The sequence below is a fragment of the Jezberella montanilacus genome (assembly GCF_003003055.1).
Lineage (GTDB): Bacteria > Pseudomonadota > Gammaproteobacteria > Burkholderiales > Burkholderiaceae_B > Zwartia > Zwartia montanilacus.
This window is the reverse complement of the sequence record NZ_PVTV01000014.1, coordinates 236,567-262,236: the sequence shown is the minus strand read 5'-3', so window position 1 is coordinate 262,236 and position 25,670 is coordinate 236,567. Positions and strand designations below refer to the sequence as shown.

Sequence of the window (25,670 nt, the reverse complement as noted above, 5' to 3'; positions counted from 1 at the left end):
ATCCAGATGAAACATGTCATTTCAGTTTTGATGGAAAACGAATCGGGTGCTTTGTCACGAGTCGTTGGCCTTTTCTCTGCTCGGGGTTACAACATCGATACGTTGACGGTTGCGCCGACCGAAGACAGCACGCTGTCCCGTCTGACTTTGATCACAACGGGGTCCGATGAGGTGATTGAACAGATTACCAAACACCTCAACCGTTTGATTGAGGTGGTCAAGGTGGTTGATTTGTCTGAAGGCCCGCACATCGAGCGTGAGCTCATGTTGATTAAAGTGCGTGCGGTCGGTAAAGAGCGTGAAGAGGTGAAACGGATGGTTGATATCTTCCGTGGTCGAATTATTGATGTGACCGACAAGTCTTACACGATTGAGCTCACCGGCGATCAAGATAAAGTGCAGGCGTTTATTGATGCATTGGATCGCAGTGCCATTCTTGAAACAGTGCGCACAGGTGTGTCGGGTATCGGCCGGGGCGAGAGGATACTCAAAGCTTAGTCAGCATAGTGACGACTAAGACCCGAGATTGTTATTTAGATTGTTTGCAGTTTGTTAAGTTTTTGAACATTAATTTTGATTTTCTGAATCCAACATAAAAAAAGACGGAGTTCGCTATGAAAGTTTTTTACGATAAAGATTGTGATTTGTCCCTGATCAAAGGTAAGACCGTCGCCATTATTGGTTACGGTTCGCAAGGCCACGCCCATGCATTGAACTTGCATGAATCTGGCGTTAAAGTGGTTGTGGGTCTTCGCAAAGGCGGCGCCTCCTGGAACAAAGCAGCAAACGCTGGGTTGCAAGTTGCTGAAGTGGCCGACGCAGTCAAGTCTGCCGACCTCGTCATGATGCTCTTGCCTGACGAGAATATCGCTCAGGTTTATCGCGAAAGCGTCCACGCAAACATCAAGGTTGGTGCAGCCTTGGCATTTGCTCACGGCTTTAACGTCCACTACGGTCAAGTCGTCCCACGCGAAGATATCGACGTGGTGATGATTGCTCCTAAAGCACCTGGTCACACTGTCCGTGGTACTTATGCCCAAGGTGGCGGTGTCCCTTGTTTGGTTGCTGTGCATCAGAATAAATCCGGTATCGCTCGTGACGTTGCTTTGTCATACGCGTGCGCAATTGGCGGCGGTCGTGCGGGTGTAATCGAAACGAATTTCCGTGAAGAAACAGAAACCGATTTGTTCGGTGAACAAGCAGTGTTATGCGGCGGTACCGTTGAACTCATCAAGGCGGGTTTCAAAACCTTGGTCGATGCCGGTTACGCACCCGAAATGGCTTACTTCGAATGCTTGCACGAACTGAAGTTGATCGTTGATCTGATTTATGAAGGCGGTATCGCCAACATGAACTACTCGATTTCGAACAACGCTGAGTTCGGCGAGTACGAAACCGGTCCTAAGATTGTTACTGACGAGACTCACGCTGCAATGCGTCAAGTGCTGGCTGACATTCAAAATGGTGAATACGCCAAGCGTTTCATCCTCGAGAACCAAGCTGGGGCGCCAACGCTGACCTCACGCCGTCGCATCAATGCTGAGTCAGAGATCGAAGTCGTTGGTGGCAAATTGCGTGCCATGATGCCTTGGATCGCAGCTAACAAACTGGTCGATAAGAGCAAGAACTAAGCTTCACTTTTTGCCCGGTATTCGAAAACGCCCTTCGGGGCGTTTTTTTTGGGTTAACCTCTCATCCACTATGCATACACCTCATTATCCCCACCCGCTCATCGCACGCGAAGGCTGGCCATTTTTGGCTGGCGCTGTCATTGTTGCTGCTTTGGTGGCCTATTGGTCGCCGTTGTGGTCTATCCCGCTTTGGATCATTGCCCTCTTTGTGCTTCAGTTTTTCAGGGATCCACCACGAACTGGCACGACCGAGCCTAGTGCAGTCTTGTCGCCAGCTGACGGTCGTATTGTGGTGGTTGAGCGGGCGCACGATCCTTACGCCGGGCGCGAAGCCTTGAAAATAAGCGTGTTTATGAACGTTTTCAATGTGCATAGCAATCGCTCGCCAGTGGATGGTGAAGTGCTTAGTACTGAGTATTTTCCCGGTAAATTTTTTAATGCAGCACTAGAGAAAGCTTCGCTTGAAAACGAGCGCAATGCGATGGTCTTGCTTGCCAAGACCGGGCATACGGTGACTGCAGTGCAGGTAGCTGGTCTGGTTGCGAAACGTATTCTTTGTTATGCCCAGGCAAAAGATTACCTGGCGCGTGGACAGCGTTATGGCTTTATTCGGTTCGGCTCGCGTGTTGATGTGTATCTGCCGATTGAGTCCACGCCTCGCGTAGCCATTGGGGATAAAGTTTCCGCTACCTCAACTGTGCTGGCTGAATTGCCGCCAACACTTTCGTAAAGTCACTTATGCCAAATAGTCCCCAAAGCCCAATGCGTGATCCTGATTTAAAACGGCGCAGTATTTATCTGTTGCCTAATGCATTTACGACTGCGGCTTTGTTTGCCGGGTTTTATGCGATTGTTCAGGCGATGAACGGGCGTTTTGAAATGGCGGCGATTGCAATTTTTGCGGCCATGGTCCTCGATGGCATGGATGGCAGGGTCGCCCGTCTAACGAACACCACGTCAGCCTTTGGCGAGCAGTACGACTCACTATCTGACATGACTTCTTTTGGGGTTGCCCCCGCACTGGTCGTTTATGAGTGGGCGCTCAGGGATTTGGGGCGGTGGGGTTGGCTGGCAGCGTTTGTTTATGTCAGCGGCGCAGCCTTGCGGTTGGCTAGGTTCAACACCAATATCGCGGTGGTCGACAAGCGCTATTTTCAAGGCTTGCCCAGCCCGGCAGCCGCAGCACTGGTCGCAGGTTTTCTGTGGCTGGTCGTCGACAACCGCTTGCAGGTTTCACCCAAAATGGTTTCGTGGACAGCTTTCACGCTGACACTGTATGCAGGGATTGCAATGGTAACGAACTTGCCGTTTTACAGTGGCAAGAGTTTTGCGCTTAGTAAGAGCGTGCCTTTCTGGGGCATTTTGGTGTTTGTGGCGGGTTTCGTGTTTATTTCGAGTGACCCGCCAGTCGTGCTGTTTGCCCTGTTTATCGTTTACGGCTTATCCGGTTGGGGTGTCTGGCTTTTCCGAATCCGTAAAGCTAAAAAACTATCAATAGCGGCTGAAGTGAGTGGCGTCAAATAATGGGTCAGGCCCAGGGTTGAAGCTCACCAGTTTGTGGGTATTCAGATCGAAAAAAACATACATGAGTGAATTCCAGGTGCCGTACTGTTTGTAACGGTAATCCAGGACGTAACGGCGCAGTTCGTACATGCCTGATTCGCCCACATGCTCAGGTGGTCCAAACTCGCAAATGACCTTTTCAGGGGTCCACTCGCCCGTGCCCAAGCGGTTAAAGCTCGCATCAGTCAGTAATTGAGTGACGGGCCCAATGGTGCCATCCTTGCCTACTGTCGCGCCCATAGCAGTTTGACCCAATGGCTGTTGTGTCCAGACAACGTGCCTTGTGCCGTCCGGATTGGCACAATCAGTCGAGGGTTTGCCGAACTTTTCGATAACTTGAGTCAATGGCGTTCCTGGCTTGGCGCTATCAACCATCGCGCAACTTGCAAGCAATACCGTCGCGGCGAGGGCCAGACAAGGTCTAAAGCAGTGCTGGATCGATTGGTAAAGTGCGTTTGATTTCAGAGGATAGAGACGCTTCATGATGGCTCCTGATTCTGCACAATGGGCTACATAGCCCCATATGGGTTATACTAGCAGGGTTATCCATCACGTTGGGGCACCTCGGCTCCAACGCCTGTTCATAAGAGGTCATCATGTCCGTAGCTGATATTAATAAATCCGACATCGTCGCGCAGTACCAACGCGCTCAAGGCGACACCGGTTCACCAGAAGTACAAGTGGCACTGTTAACTGCTCGTATTAACGAGTTGACTGGCCACTTCAAAACTCATCTTAAAGATCACCACTCACGCCGTGGTTTGTTGCGCATGGTTAGCCGTCGCCGCAAGCTGCTCGATTATCTAAAGGGCCGCAACCCAGATTCCTATCGCTCGTTGATCGAAAAACTCGGTCTGCGCAAGTGATCGAAATTTGTCGGGCAGTCACCCCGTGAATCAACCGTGCCGTATGCGACATTTTGGTCGCGTCGAGCACGGTTTTTCATTTGTAAGGATTATTTGCCATGTTTAATAAAGTTACCAAGTCGTTCCAGTTTGGTCAGCATACCGTCACGCTCGAGACCGGAGAGATCGCTCGCCAGTCCTCGGGTGCCGTGGTCGTGTCGGTTGACGATACCGTTGTGCTTGCAACCGTTGTTGCAAAAAAAGATGCTAAAGCCGGCCAGGATTTTTTCCCCCTGACAGTGGACTACATCGAAAAAACCTACGCAGCCGGCAAGATCCCCGGTGGATTCTTCAAGCGCGAAGGTAAGCCTTCTGAAAAAGAAACGTTGACTTCGCGTCTGATTGATCGTCCTTTGCGACCACTTTTCCCTGAGGGCTTCTACAACGAAGTTCAAGTCATTATTCACGTTTTGTCAGTCAATCCAGAAGTCGATCCTGATATCCCTGCAATGATTGGCGCTTCAGCTGCCTTGGCAATTTCGGGCATCCCGTTTGATGGCCCGATCGGCGCCGCTCGCGTGGGTTATATCAACGGCCAATACGTTGTGAATCCAACCGCCAGCCAGTTGTTGACTTCAAAAATGGACTTGGTCGTTGCCGGTACTGAAGCCGCTGTGCTGATGGTTGAGTCTGAAGCTGATCAGTTGTCAGAAGAAATCATGCTTGGTGGCGTGGTATTCGGTCACACTCAAATGCAAGCAGTCATCACCGCCATCAACAGCCTGGTCAGCGAAGCTGGCAAACCAGCTTGGGATTGGCAGCCCGCAGCTAAAAACGAAGGCCTGATCGCTATCGTTAAAGCCGCAGGCGAAGCAGGCATGAATGCAGCCTATCAAATCCGTCAGAAGCAAGAGCGTACTGCCCAGCTTAAGCAGGTATACGGCGCAGTGCATGCTGCCGTTGCTGAGCAAGCGGCAGCAGCTGGCACTTCTGCACCTGACAGCGTGACAGTCGACAATATCTTGTTTGATCTTGAGGCGCGCATTGTCCGTAGCCAGATTTTGAGTGGCGAGCCACGTATTGATGGACGCGATACACGCACCGTTCGTCCGATCAGCATTCGTCTAGGCGTGTTGCCACGCGTGCACGGCAGTGCTTTGTTCACCCGTGGCGAGACTCAAGCACTGGTTATCGCCACCTTGGGTACCAAGCAAAACGAACAAGTCATCGATGCGCTCATGGGCGAGTACCGTGATCGCTTCCTGATGCACTACAACATGCCTCCGTTCGCGACTGGTGAAACTGGCCGCGTCGGTACGCCTAAGCGCCGCGAAATCGGTCACGGCCGTCTGGCCAAGCGCTCGCTGGTGCCCCTGTTGCCAGCGGCAGCTGATTTCCAATACACCATCCGCTTGGTTTCCGAAATCACCGAGTCAAATGGTTCGTCCTCAATGGCGTCGGTTTGCGGCGGTTCGCTTGCTATGATGGATGCAGGTGTCCCTGTCAAAGATCACGTCGCTGGTGTTGCGATGGGCTTGATCCTTGATGATGGCAAGTTTGCCGTGCTGACCGATATCTTGGGTGATGAAGATCACTTGGGCGACATGGATTTCAAAGTAGCTGGTACTGAAAACGGCATTACTGCTTTGCAAATGGATATCAAAATTCAAGGTATCACGAAAGAAATCATGCAGGTCGCGTTGGCTCAGGCTCGTGACGGTCGCCTGCATATCTTGCAAAAGATGCGCGAAGCGATTGACGGTGGTCGCGGCGAATTGTCAGCCTTTGCGCCACGTATGCTGTCGATGAAGATCAATCCAGAAAAAATCCGTGACGTGATTGGCAAAGGTGGTGCAACCATCCGCGCCTTGACAGAAGAAACCGGTTGCCAGATCGATATTGGTGATGACGGCGCAATCGTGATTTCCAGTGCGGATCTGGATAAGGCAAAAGAAGCTCAGCGCCGTATTACTGAACTGACTGCCGACGTCGAAGTGGGGCAGGTTTACGAGGGCAGCGTCCTTCGTCTGCTCGATTTTGGTGCAATCGTTCAAGTCTTGCCAGGTCGTGATGGTTTATTGCACATCTCTGAGATCGCCAACTATCGCATCGCAAATATCAATGATGTGATTAAAGTCGGTCAAAGTCTGCGCGTCAAAGTGATTGAGGCTGACGACAAAGGTCGTTTGCGTTTGTCTGTCAAGGCAATCGGTGGGATTGAAGAGCAAGGTGGGCCAGCGGCTCCCCAAGCAGAGACACCGGCTGTTCAAGCTGAATAAACTCATTCGTTAGGTCAAAAAACAGGCACAAGCTTAGCGCTTGTGCTTTTTTTTGCCTCGACGTTGTTCGCTCATGAAGAGATTAGGGTGAACCCGTAAAACTTGGCATGATGATTGCGTATATGATCCAGTCTCAATCTTGAATCACGGTCTTTACGGGGTGCGTATATGGTTAAGTGGTTGATCAGTCGATTTGTCGTGGCAGTCTCTTTTTCGGTGATTGGTTTTGCTGGTAGCTCGCAGGCAGAAGATTCGTCAAAGGTACTGCGTATTGTCCCGCAGGCGGACTTAAAAATACTTGATCCTATTTGGACGACTGCATTCGTCAGCCGCAACCACGGTTACATGGTTTACGACCAGCTTTTTGGCATTGATGCCAAAGGTCAGATTCAACCGCAAATGGTTGATACTTATACCAAAAGCGCCGATTTTAAAGAGTGGACTTTTACCCTTCGTAAAGGGTTGAGCTTCAGTGACGGGCAACCAGTTACTTCTGATGACGTAATTGCCTCAGTGAATCGTTGGGCTAAACGCGATGTGTTTGGCCAAGTAATGGCGACGCAACTTGATAAATTTGAGGCAATTGATGCCAATACATTCAAGATGACGTTTAAGACGCCTTTCCCGATGACGCTAGAGGCGCTGTCCAAGCCATCAGGTAATGCGAACTTCATCATGCCTAAGCGTGTGGCCATGACACCCGCCGATCAGCAGATCACCGAATACATTGGCTCAGGCCCCTACGTCCTGAAAATGGATGAGTACAAGCCTGGCGCCAAGATCGTCTATCTCAAAAACGAGAAATATGTTCCACGCGCTGAAGACCCTTCGGGTACTGCCGGCGGTAAGCGTGTATTCGTGGATCGCGTTGAGTGGGTGATTTTGAAGGATGCTCAGACGCAAGCCAATGCAATCGCCAATGGCGAAGTCGATTTGATCGAATGGATGCCAGCCGATCAGTATGCGGCGCTTAAAGATAACCCTAAGCTTGAGCTGTTGAAGCCCACCCCTGCCGGGTCTTTCGATTTGCACTTGAACCATTTCGTACCTCCTTTTGATAATCCGAAGATTGCTCAAGCAGCCATCATGGCTGTTAATCAAGAGGCCTTGATGCGCGCTCAAATGGTGAACAAGGATCTCTATCGTCCGTGCGTATCCATCTATCCGTGTGACTCGCCACTGGCTTCAACCGAGACGGGTTATTTCACAGGTAAGCCTCAGTTTGAAGCGGCCAAGAAATTGCTGAAAGAAGCAGGCTACGATGGCAAGCCAGTTGTGTTGCTCTTTCCTGCAGATTTTGCCGTGTTGAACAAGTTTCCACCCGTACTTGCTCAGTTGTTGAAGCAAGCTGGTTTCAATGTGGATATGCAGTCCATGGATTGGTCATCACTGGTGACACGCCGCACGAGCAAGGAGCCTGCCGACAAGGGCGGTTGGAATATGTTCATCACAGGCTGGGGCCCCGGTGACATGATGAATCCTATGTTCTTCCCGCCGCTGACCGGTAACGGCGAGAAAGGTTGGTTTGGTTGGACAACTGATCCCAAGCTAGAGCAATTGAAAGCAGACTTTATGGCCGCCTCGACTGACGATCAGCGTAAGAAAATTGCTAAAGATCTGCAGTTGCAGACGTATCAGACTGGCGTTTTTGCCAAAGTGGGCGACTTTGATTACATCACTGTCGTACGCAAAGGTGTTGTGACCGGTCTGGTTCCTTCGACTGTCAATGCGTTCTGGAACTTGAAGAAGAACTGATGCTGTTTATTCTCAGAAGGGTGCTGTCCACAGTACCCGTTCTTCTTATCGTCGCCTTGATCGTTTTCGCCATGTTGCGCCTGACGCCTGGCGACCCAGCTGCTGCGCTGGTGGGTAACAACAGCAACAGCGAAGACATCGCCCGCATCCGCACGAGTCTGGGTTTGGACGAGCCCGTGCCTGTGCAGTTCGTGCGCTGGGCTAGTAAAGCACTGCGGGGCGATTTGGGCGAATCCTATTACATGAAACAGTCCGTGACGCATTTGATCGCGCAACGGATCGGGCCGACGCTATCCTTGTCAGCGCTGACGATGCTCATCACTTTATCTATCGCGATACCTCTTGGGATTCTGGCGGCCTGGAGACACGGGGGATGGCTGGATCGGTCGCTGATGAGTTTTTCTGTTTTAGGTTTTTCTGTTCCGACTTTTGTGATTGGTTACTTGCTGATCTGGGCTGTCGCCTTGCACTGGAAGCTATTTGCTGTGCAAGGCTATACGCCAATCAATGAGAGCTTCTCGGGTTGGCTATCCCATTTGTTCTTGCCTGCCATTACTTTGTCGATTGTCTATCTCGCCCTGATCGCGCGTGTGACCAGAGCGTCAGTTGCAGAGGCGCTGACCGAGGATTACATCAGAACAGCCAGATCTAAAGGGATTAGCGAATTGCGCATCCTGGTTCGTCACGCCTTGACCAACGCGGCAGTTCCCATCGTGACTGTGATTGGTATCGGTATTGGCTTATTGATCGGTGGTGTGGTGGTAACCGAGACTGTGTACGCAATCCCAGGGCTCGGTCAATTGACAGTTGATGCGGTGTTAGGCCGCGATTTTCCGCTCATCCAGGGTATTACCTTATTCTTTTCTTTTGCCTATGTACTCATTAACTTGCTGGTTGATCTGAGCTACGTGTTGCTTGATCCACGTATCCGGTACTAACGGCGTAAAAATATATGATGGCAAAGCAAAGCAAAATTCTTAAGAACACCTCGGTACGTATTGGCTTAGTCGCACTGATATTGCTGCTATGCATGGCAGTCTTCGCGCCTTGGCTCTACACGATTGAGCCGACTGCGATGGATCCTTCAAGCGCGAATTTATTGCCTGGTGTCACTGCAGAGTTTTCAGATCTGTCAGGCGATACTTTCGATCATTTATTTCCGATGGGCACGGACAGCCTTGGTCGCGATACCTGGAGTCGAGTCGCTTATGGCGCAAGAATTTCATTAACGGTTGGTTTGTGTGTGGCTGTTCTGTCATTGATCGGTGGCACGCTTTGTGGTGTGGCGGCTGGTTACTTTAGACGACTCGACAACGCCTTGATGCGGGTCATGGATAGTTTGATGGCTATCCCGGGCATCTTGTTTGCGATTACGCTCATGGCTCTCTGGCGCCCGACGGTGGCCACGGTGGTGATTGCCATTACGATTCCAGAGATCCCTCGCGTCGCTAGACTTGTCCGATCAATCGTCCTGACGATCAGAGAAGAACCTTATGTCGAGGCTGCAGTATCGCTTGCCACGTCAACGATCAATATTCTGTGGCGTCATATTTTGCCCAATGCTATCGCGCCTTTACTCGTGCAAGGTACCTACGTGTGCGCGTCTGCCATTTTGGTCGAGGCGATCTTGTCTTTTCTCGGTGTTGGTTTGCCCCCAGAGATTCCGACTTGGGGCAACATCATGGCCGATGGTCGAACCCAGTTCAATCAGTTCCCTCAGACGGTTTTGTTTCCCGGTTTCTTTTTGGCCATCACTGTGTTGGCAGTCAATATACTGGGCGATGGCTTGCGGGATACCCTTGATCCTAAGTTCAATAAGCGTACGGGTTGAGGCCATCATATGACTGAGCGCCAACAACCAGTTTTATCCGTACAGGGGCTAACCATCGACCTGCCTCCTACTGCGGATCGACCTCACGCGGTGCGCGACATCAGCTTTGACGTCAAACAAGGTGAGATCGTTTGTCTGCTTGGTGAATCAGGCTCAGGCAAATCTGTGATCGCGCAAGCAGTCATGGGCTTGTTGCCTAAAACATTGGTGACGACGGCTGGCGACATCACTCTGTTGGGTGAATCCGTTTGCAAGGCGAACGGTGAACGACTAAGACAGTTACGTGGCGAGAAAATGGCCATGGTATTTCAAGAGCCGATGACTGCCTTGAATCCAATCATGACTTGCGGTGATCAAGTTGATGAGCAACTTTGGCAGCATACAAAGCTCTCGACAAGCGAACGGCGACAAAAGGTTCTGGATATCTTTGCGCGGGTAAAACTGCCTGATCCTGAGCGCGTGCTTCGCTCTTATCCTCATCAGTTGTCTGGTGGTCAAAGACAACGGATCGTGATTGCCATGGCTTTGATTTTGAAGCCGGCTTTACTGATTTGCGATGAGCCAACCACAGCACTTGATGTAACGACACAAGCTGAAATTCTCAGCTTGATTGCAGAGTTACAAGCTCAGAGCAATACTGCTGTTTTATTCATCACGCACGATTTAGGCGTAGTCGCAGAAATTGCTGATCGGGTTGTCGTACTCAAACTTGGCGAGATGGTTGAGCAGGGCGACCGGCTCGACGTCTTGCAGCAACCCAAAGAATCCTATACGCAAATGCTTCTAGCCGCCGTCCCGGGTTTAGTACCCAAGCATCGCGAACCAATCGTAGATGCTTACCCGCTGCTGCAGACAGTTAATTTATCTAAAACGTATTGGACCGGTGCTTGGCCTAAACGTAAACATCGCGTTGATGCCGCTAAAAATATTTCGCTTAAGGTACTGCCCGGTGAGACAGTGGGTCTTGTGGGCGAGTCAGGCTCGGGCAAATCAACGGTCGCTCGTTGTATTGCCCGACTGATTGAGCCAAGCGCTGGCGAGATCTTTGCTGATGGGTTATCCATTGCGACCGTAACCGGGCGCGCACTTTATCCGTTTCGTCGTGTCGTACAAATCGTGTTTCAAGACCCCTATCGTTCTTTGAATCCGCGTCGGACCGTGGGTGAGGCGATTATCGAAGGCCCACTGAATTTTGGTGCCTCGCGCGCAGAAGCGTGGAAGCAGGCTGAAGAACTGATGCACCTCGTTCGCTTAAGTCCAGACGCCTTGCACCGCTATCCTAATGAGTTTTCGGGTGGTCAGCGACAGCGCATATCAATCGCTCGGGCGCTGGCTTGCAAGCCTAAGGTGTTGATTGCGGATGAGGCCGTGTCTGCTCTGGATGTTTCGGTGCAAGCGCAGATTCTTGAACTACTTGATGAAATCCAACAACGATTGCATATCGGCATCCTCTTCATCACGCATGACTTGCGGGTAGCCAGTCAAATTTGTGATCGGATCATTGTGATGCAAAGAGGCGAGATCGTTGAGGAGGGTGCAACACAGGATGTGTTTGTCAACCCTCAGCACACCTATACGCAAACCTTGTTGGCTGCAGCGCCAGGGCGTGGATTTCAGTTTGGGCTTGCTTAGTCACTCGTTTTTTAACTATGCTTTATTAAATTGTATTGCAGTTAAACCGTATTGCATTGTTAAAAAATATTACTGATGAACTTTGATATTCGTCGCGATGATTTGAGCGGGGCTGAAGTACAGGCGTTAGTGCGCGAGCACATGGCTGGGATGTTGAGCAATTCACCTCTAGAAAGTGTGCACGCGTTAGCGCTTGAGGGCTTGAGAAAGCCTGAGATTACGTTTTGGTCGATTTGGAGTGATAAGGAGCTGTGTGGTTGTGGTGCGTTAAAAGAGCTTGATGCAACCCAGGGCGAGATTAAGTCGATGGGTACGAGAGAGAAATTTCTCAGAATGGGCGTTGGGCAGGCTGCACTAAATCAAATTATCACTGAAGCAAAGGCTCGCGGCTACACCAGATTGAGTCTCGAGACAGGATCGACACCTGCGTTTGAGCCAGCACTCGCTTTGTATCAACGAAACGGATTTGAACGCTGCGGCCCTTTTGCTGATTACAAACTGGATCCGTTTAGTATTTTTATGACTAAGCTGCTGTAGGTAGTTGCTAATGCGTGTAACAAGCCACGTAAAAAACCGCAGCAAAGAGACTTGGCAGCAGGCTCTGGCTTTCAATCCGTACCTCTCACTTATTTTGTAAGTGATTGCAACAGCCGCGACTCGATCAAGCTAAGCTTTCGCTAGCAATCCCTTAATTGCCTGTGTGATAAACGCCGCGTCTTCAATGTTGGCAGATGGCAAGCCTGCGCGATGACCCCAATCAGACACAATTGGCAAAAGCTTGGCGTTGGGCATTTGCTCCACCTCAAGTCGATTGTCCTCAACCTGAAAATACAAATCAGTTGAACCTGGCATGATCAGAGAGTCTGCGGTAATGGCTTTCAACGCAGCCTTGAAATCGCCCTTGTATTTATCGTTGGCAGCGATGTTGGCATTTTGCCAGGCCCACAAGTGGGTCAGCATATTGTTAGCGTCGCGCTTCAAGAAATTAGCTTCCCAGGACATGACCAAAAAGTCTTCGAGGGAGGAGAAGCCTGCACGACGCCACATTTCCTCGCGATAAAAGGTCTGCGACATGGCCATGGCAGCGTAGTTTCGACCCATCGCTCTCAGGCTTCTCTCTGGACGGCTGACAAAGCTGCCGTTCTGAAAGGCTGGATCAGCGGTCAGGGTAGCTCGGACCCCTTCGATAAACACTTGATTATGTGGCGAGCATTTAGCCGCCCCGCACAAGACGACCATACGCTTGACCATCTCAGGGTAGTAAGACGCCCAGTGGTAGGCCTGCAGGCCACCCATAGACCAACCGCAGGCCATTTCAAGCGAGTGGATGCCAAGGTGTTCGGTCAGCAACGTGTGTTGAACCCGAATGTTGTCCAAAATCGTGAAGTAGGGCCAACGGGTGCCTGTAAAGGGTTCGGTCGCGTTGCTGGGTGACGACGACAAGCCGTTGCCGAATAAATTAGGTACGACGACAAAATATTTATCAGTATCTAAGGCCTTGCCCGACCCGATCAGCCAGTCCACGTCATAGTGGTGGGCTGCAAAGGAGGTCATGTACAAAATGACGTTTGACTTGTCGGCATTCAGGGTGCCGTAGGTTTGATAAGCCAGTCGAGCATCACGCAAAGTCAGGCCAGATTGCAAAACCACATTACCTGCATGAAAAATTGGATAGTCGCTCATGACTTGCCCTTATCGTTACTTTAGTGAAGTTTGCATAATAGAGGCCTTATCTTAACCACGAATATCAGCTTCGGCATAGAGTGTTGCTAACCGAAAGAGCCTTTCACGTTTAAGAAAGTTGCCAGTGGAATCCGTTTGCCTGCGGCCCTCTTGAACTAATTGTGCAATCGCTGCCCTGATGGTGCTTGAGATCAACTGGTGATGATCAGGCCACCAGCGCGATAACAGGGTGTCGGGATCGCTCAGGCCAAGTTCGTGGCGCCGCAGTTCAGACCGTCTGAAGTCTTTGAGGTTCCAGGTCAGCACTGTTGTTTCGCTTAAGGGATTACTTCGGCGCGACGAGATACCTGCTGCAATCACATGCCAGTCTTTCTTGTCGCTCTGGCGCAAGCCTTGTTCTAGCGCGCTGACGTCACCCTGATTGGCGTTAGAAAACCGCTCCTCCATCAAACGCCATTCCTGATCCAGCAGCTCGCCTGCAATTGGCCATAAACGGCCTGCGTTGCGCCGCCACTCGTCACCAATCCGGTCTGACCAGATGGGATTAAAGAGCCCCTGTTCAGCCATATCGAGCAGAGCAGGGCGCAACACGCCCGACATCAGCACGCAGGCATCTAAAACGAGTGTGGGTCTCAAGATGCCGGTTGCTGCCCAGATAGAGCAAACAGGGCTGCCTCAGCAATATGAGCGGCGTCAACACCGAAATAATCTCTTAGTGCGGCACGCGTATCACTTCGACCAAAACCATCAGTACCTAAGGTTAAGTAAATGCGGTTAGATGGCACGTAAGCCCTGACTGTTTCGGGCACCATCCTGACGTAGTCGGTTGCAGCAATGACTGGCCCTTCACTCTGACCCAGCTGCTGCCACAGGAAAGGCGCACTCAGCGTTGATTTTGAGCCGTCTGCGCGTGCCGCTATGGCTTCTTGCTGGCAACGTATCCCATCACGAGCCAACTCACTCCAGCTTGTCACACTATAGACGTAGGCCTTGATACCTTGAGTTGCCAGTATTTCAGCTGCTTTGATGACTTCAGTCAGGATAGCGCCCGATCCCAGGAGCGTTACGCACGGTGAACCGTGAGCCGGTTTGGCTGGTGTGTAAGTTTCAAATAGGTAGCAGCCCTTGATGACTTGATCAGCGACACCCATTTTGAGCGTTGGCTGCGCGTAATTCTCGTTCATGAGCGTGACGTAATAAAACAGATCCTTCTGGTCAATCATCATGTCTCGAATGCCTTGATCGATGATGATCGCCATTTCGCCCGAGAACGCCGGGTCGTAGGCCTTGCAATTGGGGATCGTCGACGCGTGCACGTGACTGCTGCCATCTTGATGCTGCAAGCCTTCACCACCGAGTGTCGTACGGCCTGAGGTCGCGCCCAGCAAAAAGCCGCGAGGGCGTTGATCTGCCGCCGCCCAGATTTGATCGCCAACCCGTTGAAAGCCAAACATTGAATAATAGATATAGAAGGGCAGCATGGCTAAACCGTGCACGCTGTAGCTCGTCGCTGCAGCTGTCCAGCTTGCAATGGCACCCGCCTCAGAGATGCCCTCCTCGAGAATCTGGCCATCCAGGGCTTCGCGATAACTGAGCACTGAGCCAATGTCTTCGGGTGCATAGCGCTGACCTACGCTTGAGTAGATGCCAACCTGTTTAAACAGATTGGCCATACCAAAAGTACGTGCTTCATCTGCGACGATAGGCACAATGCGAGGGCCGAGCTGTGGATCCTTGAGCAGGCCGCCTAGCATACGCACGAAAGCCATGGTCGTACTCATTTCTTTGCCATCGGCTTGCACGGCAAAGCCTGCGTACTGCATCAGCTCTGGCGCGGGAACCAGCTCACATGTCGTTTCACGCTTGGGCAAGAAGCCGCCCAATGCTTGCCGATGCGAGTGCATGTATTGCATTTCTGGGCTGTCGGCAGCTGGACGATAGAAGCTCAATGACGTCGCCTGCTCATCACTGAGTGGCAGATTAAACCGATTGCGAAACTCGATCAGATCGGTTTCATCAAATTTCTTCTGACTATGCGTGGTCATTTTGCCTTGACCAGCACTACCCATGCCATAGCCTTTCTTGGTGTGTGCCAGGATGACAGTAGGTTGGCCACGATGATTCGCAGCTGCTGCGTAGGCCGCATGAATCTTGACCAGATCGTGTCCGCCTCTCTTCAGTCTATCGATCTGGTCATCCGTCATGCCTTGCGCGAGTTTGGCTAGCTCTTCGTCTTGTCCAAAAAAGGTGTCCCGATTGAAGCGCCCATCCTTGGCAGCAAACGTTTGCATCTGGCCATCGACTGTGTTTGCAAAGGTACGTGCCAGCGCACCAGTCAGATCGCGGGCAAAGAGCCCGTCCCAGTCACTACCCCAGACCAGTTTGATGACGTTCCAGCCAGCACCGAGAAAGAGCTTTTCAAGTTCGTCAATAATCCGACCATTACCACGAACAGGGCCGTCGAGTCGTTGCAGGTTGCAGTTGACCACCCAGACCAGGTTGTCGAGACCTTCTCGAGCGGCCAGCGTGAGCGCGCTCATGGATTCGGGTTCATCCATCTCCCCGTCACCAAATACGCCCCAGACCTTGCGATGACTGCAGTCGAGCAGGTTGCGGTGGGTCAGGTAGCGCATGAAGCGGGCGTGATAGATGGAGCTAATCGGGCCAATGCCCATCGAACCCGTCGGGAACTGCCAGAAATCAGGCATGAGCCAAGGGTGAGGGTAGCTTGAAAGACCCTGTGCCCCGTTGCTGCCGGCCACGATCTCTTGCCGATAATGCAAGAGATCTTGTTCGGTCAGGCGACCTTCTAAGTAAGCTCTGGCATAGACACCGGGTGCGCTATGCGGCTGAAAAAATACCAGGTCGCCGCGATGTTGCCCCGGCTCAAGGCCTTCGCGAGCGTGAAAGAAATGGTTGTAGCCGGTCTCAAAGAGATCCGCAGCACTTGCATAGCTGGCGATGTGACCACCCAGCTCGCCATAAGCCTGATTCGCCCTCACCACCATCGCCAGCGCATTCCAGCGCATGAGGGATGCCAGTCTTTCTTCAATCGCTAAATCCCCGGGGAACACGGGTTGTTGGTCAACCGAAATCGTATTGACGTAAGGGGTGTTGAGTTCGGGCTGCCAGCCGATTTTTGAGGTGTGGGCGAGTCTCACTAGCTCGTCGAGCAGAAACCTCGCACGCTCTGGCCCCTGATTTTGTAGCGCGGCGGCAAATGCCTCACGCCACTCGGCGGTTTCTTCGTGATCGGTGTCAGTTGTTTTTGAAGGGCTCAGCATAGTCATTCAGTTAGGTTGATCGAACGAGTGGTGCGATGGGTTCTGCGATAAATATGTGCGAGATTATCGCCCAAGAGAGTGTTTGTGTGCGGACTGGCCCTCAGGGTAAACAAGTGCTGGCTTTTTTTGTCTGTTGCAGTGCAAAATAGCGTTAAGTTGTTATTTTTTTATTACGTTAACTTTACGCGAGGTCGGGCATGAAGAAATTTATCCAGTTGAGTGTTTTGGCAGTAGCAAGTTTGGTGCTCTCAAATGCTGCCCTGTCGCAAGAGTTGACGGGTACTTTGAAAAAAATAAAAGAGACCAACACCATCACGATCGGTCATCGCGACGCATCGGTGCCGTTTTCTTACTACGACGACAAGCAGCAGGTTGTCGGGTACGCGATGGATATTTGCATGGCGGTTGTCGACGGTATCAAGGCTCAACTGAACATGCCTAACCTGCAAGTCAAACTGAATCCGGTGACTTCTGCGACCCGAATCCCTTTAATGGCGAATGGCACGATTGACCTTGAGTGTGGTTCAACCACCAATAACGTCGATCGTCAGAAGCAAGTGTCTTTCGGTCCCAGTTACTACCTGACCGCTAGCCGTTACGTTTACAAGAAAGGATCGGGTATCACCGATATCGCCAGCCTGAAAGGCAAGACAGTGGTATCCACTGCAGGCAGCACGAATATTAAGCAAGTGACTGAGGCCAACGTTGCACAGAACTTGAACTTGACCATCCTGAGCGCTAAGGATCATCCGGAAGGCTTTTTGATGGTTGAGACAGGTCGCGCAGCGGCATTTGTGATGGATGACATTATCCTTGCTGGTTTGATCGGCTCAGCCAAAATGCCCGGCGATTTTGAAATTTCTAAGGATGCCTTCTCTAAGCCTGAGCCCTATGGTTTCATGATCCCTCGTGATGACCCAGCTTTCAAAAAAGTCGTTGATGAAGCAGCAGGCAAGCTCTACAAGTCCCCAGCGATGCTGGCTTTGCATGCCAAGTGGTTTGAAAAACCGATTCCTCCTAAAGGGATTGTCTTGAATCAACCTGCCTCTGCAGAACTGAAAAAAGCCTTCGCGAATCCGACTGACAATCCAGATCCTGATTCATACAAATAATCGTTTTATGCTAATCACCCTGCCCCGTTTGGCAGGGTTTTTTTGAGCCAACATGAACTACAAATGGAACTGGGGCATCCTCCTAGAGATGTCTCCAGAGGGGCAGGGCAGTTATTTGCAGATGTTGCTGTCCGGCTTGAGCTGGACGCTGATCACCGCTGCTTGCGCTTGGGTGCTTGCTTTCACGCTCGGCTTGGCAATTGGCGTCGTAAGGACTTTGCCCAACCGGTTTGGTCGTCTTTTGGGTGATGCTTACGTCGAATTGTTCAGAAACATCCCCTTATTGGTTCAGCTGTTTCTCTGGTACTTCGTTATCCCTGAACTAGTCCCCAGGCATTTGGGGGATATGATCAAGCAGATGCCCAATGCGTCTTTCTACACTGCGGTGTTGGGCTTAGGCTTGTTCATGTCCGCAAGGGTGGCAGAGCAAGTGCGCTCAGGCGTCCTGTCTTTGCCGAAAGGGCAGAAGTTAGCAGCGACTGCGATGGGGCTCACCACGGCCCAGACCTATCGCTATATTTTGTTGCCAATCACCTTGAGGGTGATGCTTCCGCCGATGACCTCAGAGTTCCTGAACACGATAAAAAACACCTCTGTCGCGCTCACCATTGGCTTGATGGAGCTCACTGCGCGCGCCCGATCCATGCAGGAGTTTTCGTTTCAAGTATTCGAAGCCTTCACGGTGGCGACAGTGCTCTACCTAGTCACGAATCTCGTTGTCACCTTCTTGATGCGCAAACTTGAGCGAGCGGTCTCCGTACCTGGATTCCTGGGTGTCTCTGCCAGCGCCGTTGTGCATTAAAGGCGATGATCCATGTTTAGTCATTTCGATTTCGATGTCATTCAAAGATCCTGGGTCTATCTCTTTCGCGACGGGATGAGTTTTACCTTGACTTTGACGGGCTTGGCTGCCTTGAGCGGTATCGTGCTAGGTACCTTGATCGCCATGATGCGGTTATCAAAATTCACGGCGCTGCAAAAACTTGCCGCGGGCTATGTCAACTTAATCCGCTCGTTGCCCTTGGTACTGGTGATCTTTTGGTTTTACTTTCTACTCCCCTATATTGGTCAATGGGTAACCAGTGCATCACGACCCATGACCGTCGGGGCGTTTACCTCGGCGCTCGTCACCTTTTCTCTCTTCGAGGCAGCATACTTTTCTGAGATCATGCGTGCGGGGATACAAGCTGTGCCTGGCGGTCAGACGTCCGCAGCGCAAGCCTTAGGCATGCGTTATTGGCAAGTAATGGTCTATGTTGTCTTGCCACAGGCTTTCAGATCCATGATGCCGTTGCTTCTCACGCAGACGATTGTGTTGTTTCAGGACACGTCACTGGTTTATGTCCTGTCGATCACCGACTTTTTGGGGGCAGCCAGCAAGGTGGCTCAGCGCGATGGTCGCTTGGTTGAAATGTATCTGTTCGCAGCCCTGGTTTATTTTGTGATTTCCTTTGTTGCTTCGCTGGCCGTGAAGCAATTGCAACGTCGTTTAGCCGTTGCCTGATTGAGAGAGCCACCATGTCAGACAAAATGATTGTGATCGACGATTTATCAAAATGGTACGGTAGCTTTAACGTGCTGAAGCATTGCAGTACACACGTCGATCGTGGTGAGGTGGTGGTGGTTTGCGGCCCTTCGGGGTCGGGCAAATCGACGCTGATCAAATGTGTGAATGCCCTTGAGCCGTTTCAAGAGGGTAAGTTGTTCATTAACGATGTGCCAGTGCACGATCCGAAAACTAATCTGCCTAAGCTGCGCAGTCAGGTGGGGATGGTGTTTCAGCATTTTGAATTGTTTCCGCATTTGAATGTGACTGAAAATCTGACTTTGGCGCAGATCAAAGTGTTAGGGCGCAGTAAGGATGAGGCCTTAGCGCGTGGCTTAAAAATGTTGGACCGTGTGGGTCTGACGGCACATAAAGATAAATTTCCCGGTCAGTTATCGGGCGGGCAGCAACAGCGTGTTGCCATCGCTCGAGCCTTGTGCATGGATCCGCATGTCATGTTGTTTGACGAACCCACGTCAGCGCTCGACCCTGAAATGGTCGGTGAGGTTTTGGATGTCATGGTGGATCTTGCCAAAGAGGGCATGACCATGATGGTCGTCACTCACGAAATGGGCTTTGCCCGCAAGGTTGCCAATCGTGTCATCTTTATGGATCAGGGTGAGATCGTTGAAGATGCGACGAAAGAGGACTTCTTCACGCAACCCAAAAGCGATCGGGCGATTCAGTTTTTATCTAAGATTTTGCAGCACTAAGTTATTCGATAAAATAATCCTATAGGTTTATTTTATAGTGCATTTATGTAACTTATAGGTTAAAATATAAAGACTGAAACGATACCTTTAGGTTACATGAAAAACCAATTACGCGATCTTCAGCTTCTGCAAGTTGATACTCTGCTGACCTCTTTTGGGGCAGTGCAATCGATCTCGCGCCCCAGATTAGGCTGGGTGCGTGCAATCCGCGAGTCTTTGGGGATGTCCGCTGCGGCGTTCGCTCGCCGGTTAGGTATGTCACATGCTGGAGTACGCAAGCTGGAAAGCTCAGAGGCGACAGACACCATCACTCTCGGCACATTGCGTAAGCTTGCATCGGCACTGGATTGTGAACTGCACTATGCATTGGTGCCTCGCACCAGCCTGACCCAGCTATTGCATGAGCGGGCAGAAGTTGTTGCCAGAGAGCGGCTGGCACCGATTGCTCACTCTATGGTCCTAGAGGATCAGGCGGTGAATAGTTCTCTAAACAACCTTCAGTTCGACCGAGCGGTCAAAGATCTGATTGAAGGCTCGCGCCGCGAACTATGGTGAGTTGCTGTATATGGAATTTCATTACCCGATTGGTGCAACCCCTCTCGATCCAGACGAAGCCGCTGGTTTGGTGCCCGCGCATATTTCAACGCAGGGTGACCTGAACGCCTGGGAACAAGTAAATATCGCTCAGGGAGATCGTTGGGCGGTAAGGCAAAAAAAGCGGGACTTGTTGGATGAGGGGTTCATCCGTGACCTGCACCGCAAGATGTTTGATAAGACCTGGAAGTGGGCAGGGACGTTTCGGAAAAGTAATAAGAACATTGGTGTTGACTGGACGCAGATTGCTGTGAAATTACGCAACTTGCTGGACAATACCCAGTATCAAATTGAGAATCGTGTCTTTGACAACGACGAGATTGCTGTGCGTTTTCATCATCAGCTAGTGTGGATCCATGCCTTCCCGAATGGCAACGGACGTCATGCGCGATTGACGGCAGATTTACTGGCAATGCGTCTGAGCCGTCCACGGCTGACTTGGGGGCGCAGCGAGGCATCCATTGAATCTGTAGGGGAGCTTCGAAACCGTTATCTGACTGCTTTGCGTGCAGCTGATCAAGGGCAGCCTCTTGATTTGATCGCTTTTGCCCGTAGTTGACGAGTTGTGCCGCCTTGCAGTCACCTTAGCAATTGTCTGGTGCCCGGGACCGGAATCGAACCGGTACACCCGTAAAGGCGAGAGATTTTAAGTCTCTTGTGTCTACCAATTTCACCACCCGGGCGGGGTAGTTATCCTGCGGGGCAGGATTTTGTAAGGGGCAGATTGTACGACAAACTTGAAGCGTGCGAATTGTTGTGCAAGATCTGCAACGAAAAATATTAGCGATGCTCAGTCGGCAACCCAGCTTCCTGATTTACCACCATGCTTTTCAATTAACTTGACGGCATTAATCACCATGCCACGATCAACGGCTTTCAACATGTCGTAAATGGTTAGCAGTGCAACGCTGACAGCGGTCATTGCTTCCATTTCGACCCCGGTTCGGCCGACAGTTTCTGTCGCTGCTGTGCAGGTGACAACACAGGCCGCTTGGTCGAGGGCAAACTCAACCGACACGTGGCTTAACGGTAAGGGGTGACATAAGGGGATGAGATTGCCGGTTTGCTTGGCTGACATAATGCCGGCCAGCCTGGCAACACCCAAGACGTCACCTTTTGACGCCGTGCCTTGTGCAAGCTTGTCAAACGTCGCTGGATGCATCGAAATTGTGCCGCTGGCCACGGCACGGCGATGTGTTTCGCGCTTGCTGGACACGTCAACCATGTGGGCATGGCCCGCAGCATCAAAGTGAGTCAGATCTGCGCTCATGATTATTGATCCTTCTCTTGCAGCATGGTCGCATCGTTGAAATTGGCGAAGGCCTCCGCATCGTTAAAACTAACGGGGATTGCACCTGCGGTGTTTAGCCAGTCGACAATCCGGCCTTGCTCAGCATCAAGAAACTTTGACAATAAAGGTCCTACTGACGGTTTAAGTAAGCAGCAAAGTGGATGAGGGCCATCTGCAGTTGTTGCATAGGCCCCTTGAGCTGAGGGTTGAGCCGCCATCGCACTGTGCAGCAGCTCGGCAAGGTCAAAAGGGATAGCCGGTGTGTCGCAAGGTAGCACTAATAGCAGGGGCTGCCTGCAGCGTACTAAGGCTGATTCAATGCCTGCCAGCGGTCCAAGGTAGCCCGCTCTGTCATCTGACAGCACGACATGACCGGTCTGTTGATAGGCATCAAGATTGCGATTGGCGCTGATGGTGATTCTGTGAGGCGGCACAGTTTGATTTTTTAATCGATCCAATACGTGTTCGATCAAGGGATGCCCTTGCCACATGATCCAACCCTTATCCCTACCTTCCATCCGGCTGCCACGGCCGCCAGCCAGTACTAATGCTTCGTAGTAAAAAGCGGGATTTTCAATCGTTTCAAGAGGAGTCAGTTCTGTCATGGTGGTTTTTTTGAGTTGCAACGCGGGCGTAGGTTGTTTCTTAAGTTTCTTGAACTTGCCGGGCTTGCGACCACCGAGTTGCAGCGTCAGAATCGGTCTCGCGCGCCTCAATCCAGCGTGGTCCAGTAGGTGTCCATTCTTTTTTCCAGAAGGGCGCTTCTGTTTTAAGAAAGTCCATCATAAAGGTATTGGCTTCGTAGGCCTCATGACGGTGAGGGCTCGCTGTCAGCACCATCACGATCTGATCGCCCGGATACATCTTGCCCACCCGATGTAGGATACGAGCAGCCTGCAATTGCCATCGCTCAGACGCTTGTGTTGCGATCTTGGTCAGCGCTTTTTCAGTCATGCCAGGGTAGTGTTCAAGCTCGAGCGCAACGACATCGTCAGCCAGATTCAGATCCCTGACCATCCCGATAAAGCTGACTACTGCGCCGATACCATGATCGCCGGCCACCAAAAACGCGTGTTCTTTCGCTAGATCGAAATCGTCTGTTTGTACGGCAACAGAAATCCTGGTTGCACTCGAATCAGGGGTATCACCCGGTCGGCTCGTCATTTTGCTGGCCTCTCAACCGCCCGTAACAGGTTTAAAGAGGGCGATCTCTGCATGAGCTGGAATCGTTGCCGTCACCTCAACCATATCCTGATTAATGGCAGCGCGAAACGCCTTGTCGCCACCGAGCTGCTCTTGCCAGACATCACCTCGCTGGCATAACAACTGAATAAGATCATTCAGTGTTGCCACGTCGTCGGGCAGATCCAGCGTCTCTTGGCTACAGCCGAAGAGCTCTCTGAATTGTGCAAAATAGAGCAGTGTGATGGGTTTTGCCATGGTTTAACTCAGCAAGTCTGACAGAGCCAGGTAGCGAAGTGCGTCGCCTTCTTGTATTTTGGTTCCCGCTGCAACGTCAGCTAAGCCCTCTGCCCAAGCAAGACTGCTCATGACCCCAGAGCCCTGATTGGGATAGAGCTCAAGCACAGTTTGATCTGACGCATCCACCTTGCGAGCCACCCGCAAAAACTCGCGGCGACCGTCTGGGCGAGGCCAGTCAAAACCAGAGATCCCTTCGAGGTACTTGAGGTCAAAATCCTTCAAGCCCATGCGCTTTGATAAGAACGGACGCGCCATCAATAAAAACGTAATAAATGCACTAACAGGATTGCCTGGCAAGCCGATAAAATCCGCCTGACCGACTTTACCGTAAGCCAAAGGCTTGCCGGGTTTCATGGATATTTGCCACAGATCGAGTTTCCCCAACGCTTGTACTGCGCCCTTGACATGATCTTCTTCACCGACCGAGACGCCACCACAGGTCATGACGACATCGTTTTCGCTGGCAGCTTTGATAAAAGCTTCGCGAGTGGCTTCAGCAGAGTCGCGCACGATGCCGTAGTCATTGACCACACAACCGAGCTTAGTGAGCAGACTCACGATGGCGTAGCGGTTGCTGTTGTAGATGCCCCCCGGTTCAAGCGCTTGACCCAGTTCGGTGAGCTCGTCGCCCGTCATAAAGACGCCGACCTTTAGGGGCGCGTAAACAGATACCGTGGCGACACCGATCGAAGCAATCATGGCCAGGTGCTGAGGCCCAAGTTTGACGCCAGCAGGCAGGATTTCAGATTTTGCGCGTATATCTTCGCCACATCGCCGAATGTTTTGGCTGTGCTCAATGGCTTGAGTAAGTTTGACCTCAGTACCATCGACGGTTGTGTGTTCTTGTGGCACCACTGCGTTGCAGCCTTGGGGGATAGGGGCGCCCGTAAAAATTCGTGCGGCAGTGTCGGCCTCGATTGAGCTACCTGTATGCCCAGCGGCAATACGTTGAACAACCTCAAACGACTCGGGCAGCCGAGCAAAATCAGAGACATTCAGCGCATAACCATCCATGGCTGAGTTATCAAAGCCCGGGACATTGATCGGTGAGACAACCGGTGCGGCCAATACACGATCCAGCGCCTCAAGCAGGTTCAGCGTCTGTGTTGGATGGTTTGAGGTCGCAGGCGAAGAAGCTTGCTCAAGTAAATGCAGTCTGGCTGCGTCGAAGTCGAGTAATTGGACACGTGGTTTCATAGGGCAATTGTATGCCGTGTTTTGGCGGCATACCGAGGAGAAACCTTAACCGCCAGTTTGCGACATAAAACGGATAATTTTGGTGGGGGCTTCGCGAAACTCGTGCTTCTCGGGTTTGAGCTCAATGCCCTGTCGCAAGATCTGAACCAAATCCTCATCAGAGCAACCATCGCGCAGTAAAGGCCTTAGTTCGACTTTTTCTTCCTGGCCCAGGCACATGTAGAGCGTGCCAGAAACGGATAGACGAACGCGGTTACACGTTTCACAGAAGTGTTGACTGATGGGGGTAATCAATCCGATCTGCCCGCGACCATCTTGCGTGCGCCAGTACCGGGCAGGGCCACCGCCCATTTCTTTATTGATTTCTGGAATGAGATCGAACTTGTCGCGCAATTGATCCAAAATCGGGCCTAAGGGGGTGTAGCCTGACCCCAAACCAGTGCTACCCATCGGCATGGTCTCGATCAGCCGCAGGATAAAACCCCTGTCCATACAGAACTTGGCCATGGCCTCAACCTCGTGTGCGTTGACGCCCGGCATCACAACCATATTGAGTTTGATCGGGGAAAAACCCGCTTCTTGAGCAGCATCCAGACCGGCCATCACATCGTCAATCGAATCACGCCCCGTAATTTGCGTGACACATTCACGATCCAGGCTATCAAGACTGACATTCAATCTGCGAACGCCAGCGGCACGCAAGGCAGTTGCAAACTCGGGCAAGCGAGAGCCGTTCGTCGATAAGGATAGGTCCGTGATGCCTGGCAGGGCACTTAGGCGAGCAGCTAAGTCGGGAAGATTACGTCGCAGAAGCGGCTCACCGCCAGTCAACCGGACTCTGGATGTCCCTAGTTTGGCGAAGGCTCCCACGACGCGTTCTATTTCGTCAAACGTCAGCCAGTCTTTGGGTTCTTGGTAGCCTTTAAAGCTTTTGGGCAAGCAATAGGTGCACTTCATATCGCAACGGTCGGTCACAGATAATCGCAGATACTCGATCCGCCTGCCGAAGCGATCTATCAAGGGTGTGTTACCCCCCTGTGTCGTTTGATGTGCTGTATTAGTAACCATAAACCGTATTGTGCGACTTTTATTTGTTTTTCGCTACTGCCGGTGCTTCTCGTCGGTGCAAAAGGAACCATTCTTCAATTTATTAGTCTTAGTTAATAAATAAAACCTAAGGGATATCACTAATACTTTTTATAGGTTGCGGTATTGTTAAGTTAACTAATCGT

The 25,670-nt window shown here is 51.5% G+C and carries 27 protein-coding genes and 1 tRNA gene; 17 read left to right on the top strand and 11 right to left on the bottom strand.

Annotated elements, in window-relative coordinates; genetic code table 11:
• Positions 1–6 precede the first annotated feature (6 nt).
• The 4 genes from ilvN (at position 7) to pssA (ending at position 3,155) form a co-directional block, all read left to right on the top strand.
• Positions 7–498, top strand: coding sequence for an acetolactate synthase small subunit (gene ilvN, locus BCM14_RS10560; protein WP_106227984.1), 492 nt, complete (start codon positions 7–9; stop codon positions 496–498).
• A 116-nt stretch (positions 499–614) separates the two neighbouring features.
• Positions 615–1,631 carry a ketol-acid reductoisomerase gene (ilvC, locus tag BCM14_RS10555; protein ID WP_106227983.1) on the top strand — a complete coding sequence of 339 codons (1,017 nt, stop codon included), beginning with the start codon at positions 615–617 and terminating at the stop codon, positions 1,629–1,631.
• Between the two features lie 70 nt (positions 1,632–1,701).
• Entirely contained in the window at positions 1,702–2,361 is a 660-nt protein-coding gene (locus BCM14_RS10550; protein WP_106227982.1) for a phosphatidylserine decarboxylase, read from the top strand.
• An 8-nt stretch (positions 2,362–2,369) separates the two neighbouring features.
• Positions 2,370–3,155, top strand: coding sequence for a CDP-diacylglycerol--serine O-phosphatidyltransferase (gene pssA / locus BCM14_RS10545; RefSeq protein WP_106227981.1), 786 nt, complete (start codon positions 2,370–2,372; stop codon positions 3,153–3,155).
• Here the strand turns inward: pssA and BCM14_RS10540 are convergent.
• Positions 3,123–3,677, bottom strand: coding sequence for a hypothetical protein (locus BCM14_RS10540; protein WP_259673547.1), 555 nt, complete (start codon positions 3,675–3,677; stop codon positions 3,123–3,125). The two genes, pssA and BCM14_RS10540, sit on opposite strands and share 33 nt — an antisense overlap.
• 113 nt (positions 3,678–3,790) lie before the next feature.
• On the opposite strand from BCM14_RS10540, the gene rpsO reads away from it, so the two are divergent.
• The 7 genes from rpsO to BCM14_RS10505 all read left to right on the top strand — a co-directional run bounded on the left by rpsO (position 3,791) and on the right by BCM14_RS10505 (position 12,073).
• Entirely contained in the window at positions 3,791–4,060 is a 270-nt protein-coding gene (gene rpsO / locus BCM14_RS10535; protein ID WP_106227980.1) for a 30S ribosomal protein S15, read from the top strand.
• A 98-nt stretch (positions 4,061–4,158) separates the two neighbouring features.
• Positions 4,159–6,318 carry a polyribonucleotide nucleotidyltransferase gene (gene pnp / locus BCM14_RS10530; RefSeq protein ID WP_106227979.1) on the top strand — a complete coding sequence of 720 codons (2,160 nt, stop codon included), beginning with the start codon at positions 4,159–4,161 and terminating at the stop codon, positions 6,316–6,318.
• A gap of 168 nt (positions 6,319–6,486) precedes the next feature.
• Positions 6,487–8,073, top strand: coding sequence for an ABC transporter substrate-binding protein (locus BCM14_RS10525; RefSeq protein ID WP_106227978.1), 1,587 nt, complete (start codon positions 6,487–6,489; stop codon positions 8,071–8,073).
• The gene (locus BCM14_RS10520; RefSeq protein WP_106227977.1) at positions 8,070–9,011 is read left to right on the top strand and encodes an ABC transporter permease; all 942 of its coding nucleotides are present in this window, start codon (positions 8,070–8,072) and stop codon (positions 9,009–9,011) included. The genes BCM14_RS10525 and BCM14_RS10520 overlap by 4 nt, the downstream gene beginning before the upstream one ends.
• Before the next feature lie 17 nt (positions 9,012–9,028).
• On the top strand, positions 9,029–9,904 hold the full coding sequence (locus BCM14_RS10515) for an ABC transporter permease (protein WP_106228026.1): 876 nt from the start codon (positions 9,029–9,031) through the stop codon (positions 9,902–9,904).
• A 9-nt stretch (positions 9,905–9,913) separates the two neighbouring features.
• Positions 9,914–11,536 carry a dipeptide ABC transporter ATP-binding protein gene (locus tag BCM14_RS10510; protein ID WP_106227976.1) on the top strand — a complete coding sequence of 541 codons (1,623 nt, stop codon included), beginning with the start codon at positions 9,914–9,916 and terminating at the stop codon, positions 11,534–11,536.
• A gap of 75 nt (positions 11,537–11,611) precedes the next feature.
• Entirely contained in the window at positions 11,612–12,073 is a 462-nt protein-coding gene (locus BCM14_RS10505; protein ID WP_106227975.1) for a GNAT family N-acetyltransferase, read from the top strand.
• 129 nt (positions 12,074–12,202) lie between these two features.
• Here the strand turns inward: BCM14_RS10505 and BCM14_RS10500 are convergent, their stop codons facing one another.
• The 3 genes from BCM14_RS10500 to mdeB are packed head-to-tail and all read right to left on the bottom strand — an operon-like array spanning position 12,203 to position 16,503.
• Positions 12,203–13,219, bottom strand: coding sequence for an alpha/beta fold hydrolase (locus BCM14_RS10500; protein ID WP_106227974.1), 1,017 nt, complete (start codon positions 13,217–13,219; stop codon positions 12,203–12,205).
• A gap of 51 nt (positions 13,220–13,270) precedes the next feature.
• Positions 13,271–13,855, bottom strand: a complete 585-nt coding sequence (locus tag BCM14_RS10495; protein WP_259673546.1) for a PIN domain-containing protein — start codon at positions 13,853–13,855, stop codon at positions 13,271–13,273.
• Positions 13,852–16,503 (bottom strand): alpha-ketoglutarate dehydrogenase, encoded by a 2,652-nt coding sequence (mdeB, locus tag BCM14_RS10490; protein WP_259673545.1) that lies wholly within the window; start codon positions 16,501–16,503, stop codon positions 13,852–13,854. Before mdeB ends, BCM14_RS10495 begins: the two co-directional genes overlap by 4 nt.
• A gap of 197 nt (positions 16,504–16,700) precedes the next feature.
• Here mdeB and BCM14_RS10485 point away from each other — a divergent pair, with 197 nt between their 5' ends.
• From BCM14_RS10485 to BCM14_RS10460, 6 genes are all read left to right on the top strand, one after another.
• The gene (locus tag BCM14_RS10485) at positions 16,701–17,615 is read left to right on the top strand and encodes an amino acid ABC transporter substrate-binding protein (protein WP_106227971.1); all 915 of its coding nucleotides are present in this window, start codon (positions 16,701–16,703) and stop codon (positions 17,613–17,615) included.
• A 52-nt stretch (positions 17,616–17,667) separates the two neighbouring features.
• On the top strand, positions 17,668–18,417 hold the full coding sequence (locus tag BCM14_RS10480; protein ID WP_106227970.1) for an amino acid ABC transporter permease: 750 nt from the start codon (positions 17,668–17,670) through the stop codon (positions 18,415–18,417).
• Positions 18,418–18,429: 12 nt separating this feature from the next.
• Positions 18,430–19,119 carry an amino acid ABC transporter permease gene (locus tag BCM14_RS10475; RefSeq protein WP_106227969.1) on the top strand — a complete coding sequence of 230 codons (690 nt, stop codon included), beginning with the start codon at positions 18,430–18,432 and terminating at the stop codon, positions 19,117–19,119.
• Positions 19,120–19,145: 26 nt separating this feature from the next.
• A complete protein-coding gene (locus BCM14_RS10470; RefSeq protein ID WP_106228025.1) occupies positions 19,146–19,874 on the top strand; it encodes an amino acid ABC transporter ATP-binding protein in 729 nt (242 codons plus the stop codon).
• A 96-nt stretch (positions 19,875–19,970) separates the two neighbouring features.
• Positions 19,971–20,429: a mobile mystery protein A gene (locus BCM14_RS10465; RefSeq protein ID WP_106227968.1), complete on the top strand. Its 459-nt coding sequence runs from the start codon at positions 19,971–19,973 to the stop codon at positions 20,427–20,429.
• A 10-nt stretch (positions 20,430–20,439) separates the two neighbouring features.
• Positions 20,440–21,027: a mobile mystery protein B gene (locus BCM14_RS10460; RefSeq protein ID WP_106227967.1), complete on the top strand. Its 588-nt coding sequence runs from the start codon at positions 20,440–20,442 to the stop codon at positions 21,025–21,027.
• A gap of 37 nt (positions 21,028–21,064) precedes the next feature.
• Here the strand turns inward: BCM14_RS10460 and BCM14_RS10455 are convergent.
• The 7 genes from BCM14_RS10455 to moaA form a co-directional block, all read right to left on the bottom strand.
• Positions 21,065–21,151 (bottom strand) — tRNA-Leu (locus tag BCM14_RS10455).
• A 107-nt stretch (positions 21,152–21,258) separates the two neighbouring features.
• The gene (gene moaC, locus BCM14_RS10450) at positions 21,259–21,738 is read right to left on the bottom strand and encodes a cyclic pyranopterin monophosphate synthase MoaC (protein WP_106227966.1); all 480 of its coding nucleotides are present in this window, start codon (positions 21,736–21,738) and stop codon (positions 21,259–21,261) included.
• 2 nt (positions 21,739–21,740) lie between these two features.
• Positions 21,741–22,364 carry a molybdenum cofactor guanylyltransferase MobA gene (mobA, locus tag BCM14_RS10445; protein ID WP_146129760.1) on the bottom strand — a complete coding sequence of 208 codons (624 nt, stop codon included), beginning with the start codon at positions 22,362–22,364 and terminating at the stop codon, positions 21,741–21,743.
• A gap of 40 nt (positions 22,365–22,404) precedes the next feature.
• Positions 22,405–22,923 carry a molybdopterin synthase catalytic subunit MoaE gene (gene moaE, locus BCM14_RS10440; protein WP_106227964.1) on the bottom strand — a complete coding sequence of 173 codons (519 nt, stop codon included), beginning with the start codon at positions 22,921–22,923 and terminating at the stop codon, positions 22,405–22,407.
• 12 nt (positions 22,924–22,935) lie between these two features.
• Complete coding sequence (locus BCM14_RS10435; RefSeq protein ID WP_106227963.1) at positions 22,936–23,199, bottom strand: MoaD/ThiS family protein; 264 nt, start codon at positions 23,197–23,199, stop codon at positions 22,936–22,938.
• Between the two features lie 3 nt (positions 23,200–23,202).
• Positions 23,203–24,438 (bottom strand): molybdopterin molybdotransferase MoeA, encoded by a 1,236-nt coding sequence (locus BCM14_RS10430; RefSeq protein WP_106227962.1) that lies wholly within the window; start codon positions 24,436–24,438, stop codon positions 23,203–23,205.
• Positions 24,439–24,483: 45 nt separating this feature from the next.
• Positions 24,484–25,506, bottom strand: a complete 1,023-nt coding sequence (moaA, locus tag BCM14_RS10425) for a GTP 3',8-cyclase MoaA (protein ID WP_106227961.1) — start codon at positions 25,504–25,506, stop codon at positions 24,484–24,486.
• Between the last annotated feature and the right edge of the window lie 164 nt (positions 25,507–25,670).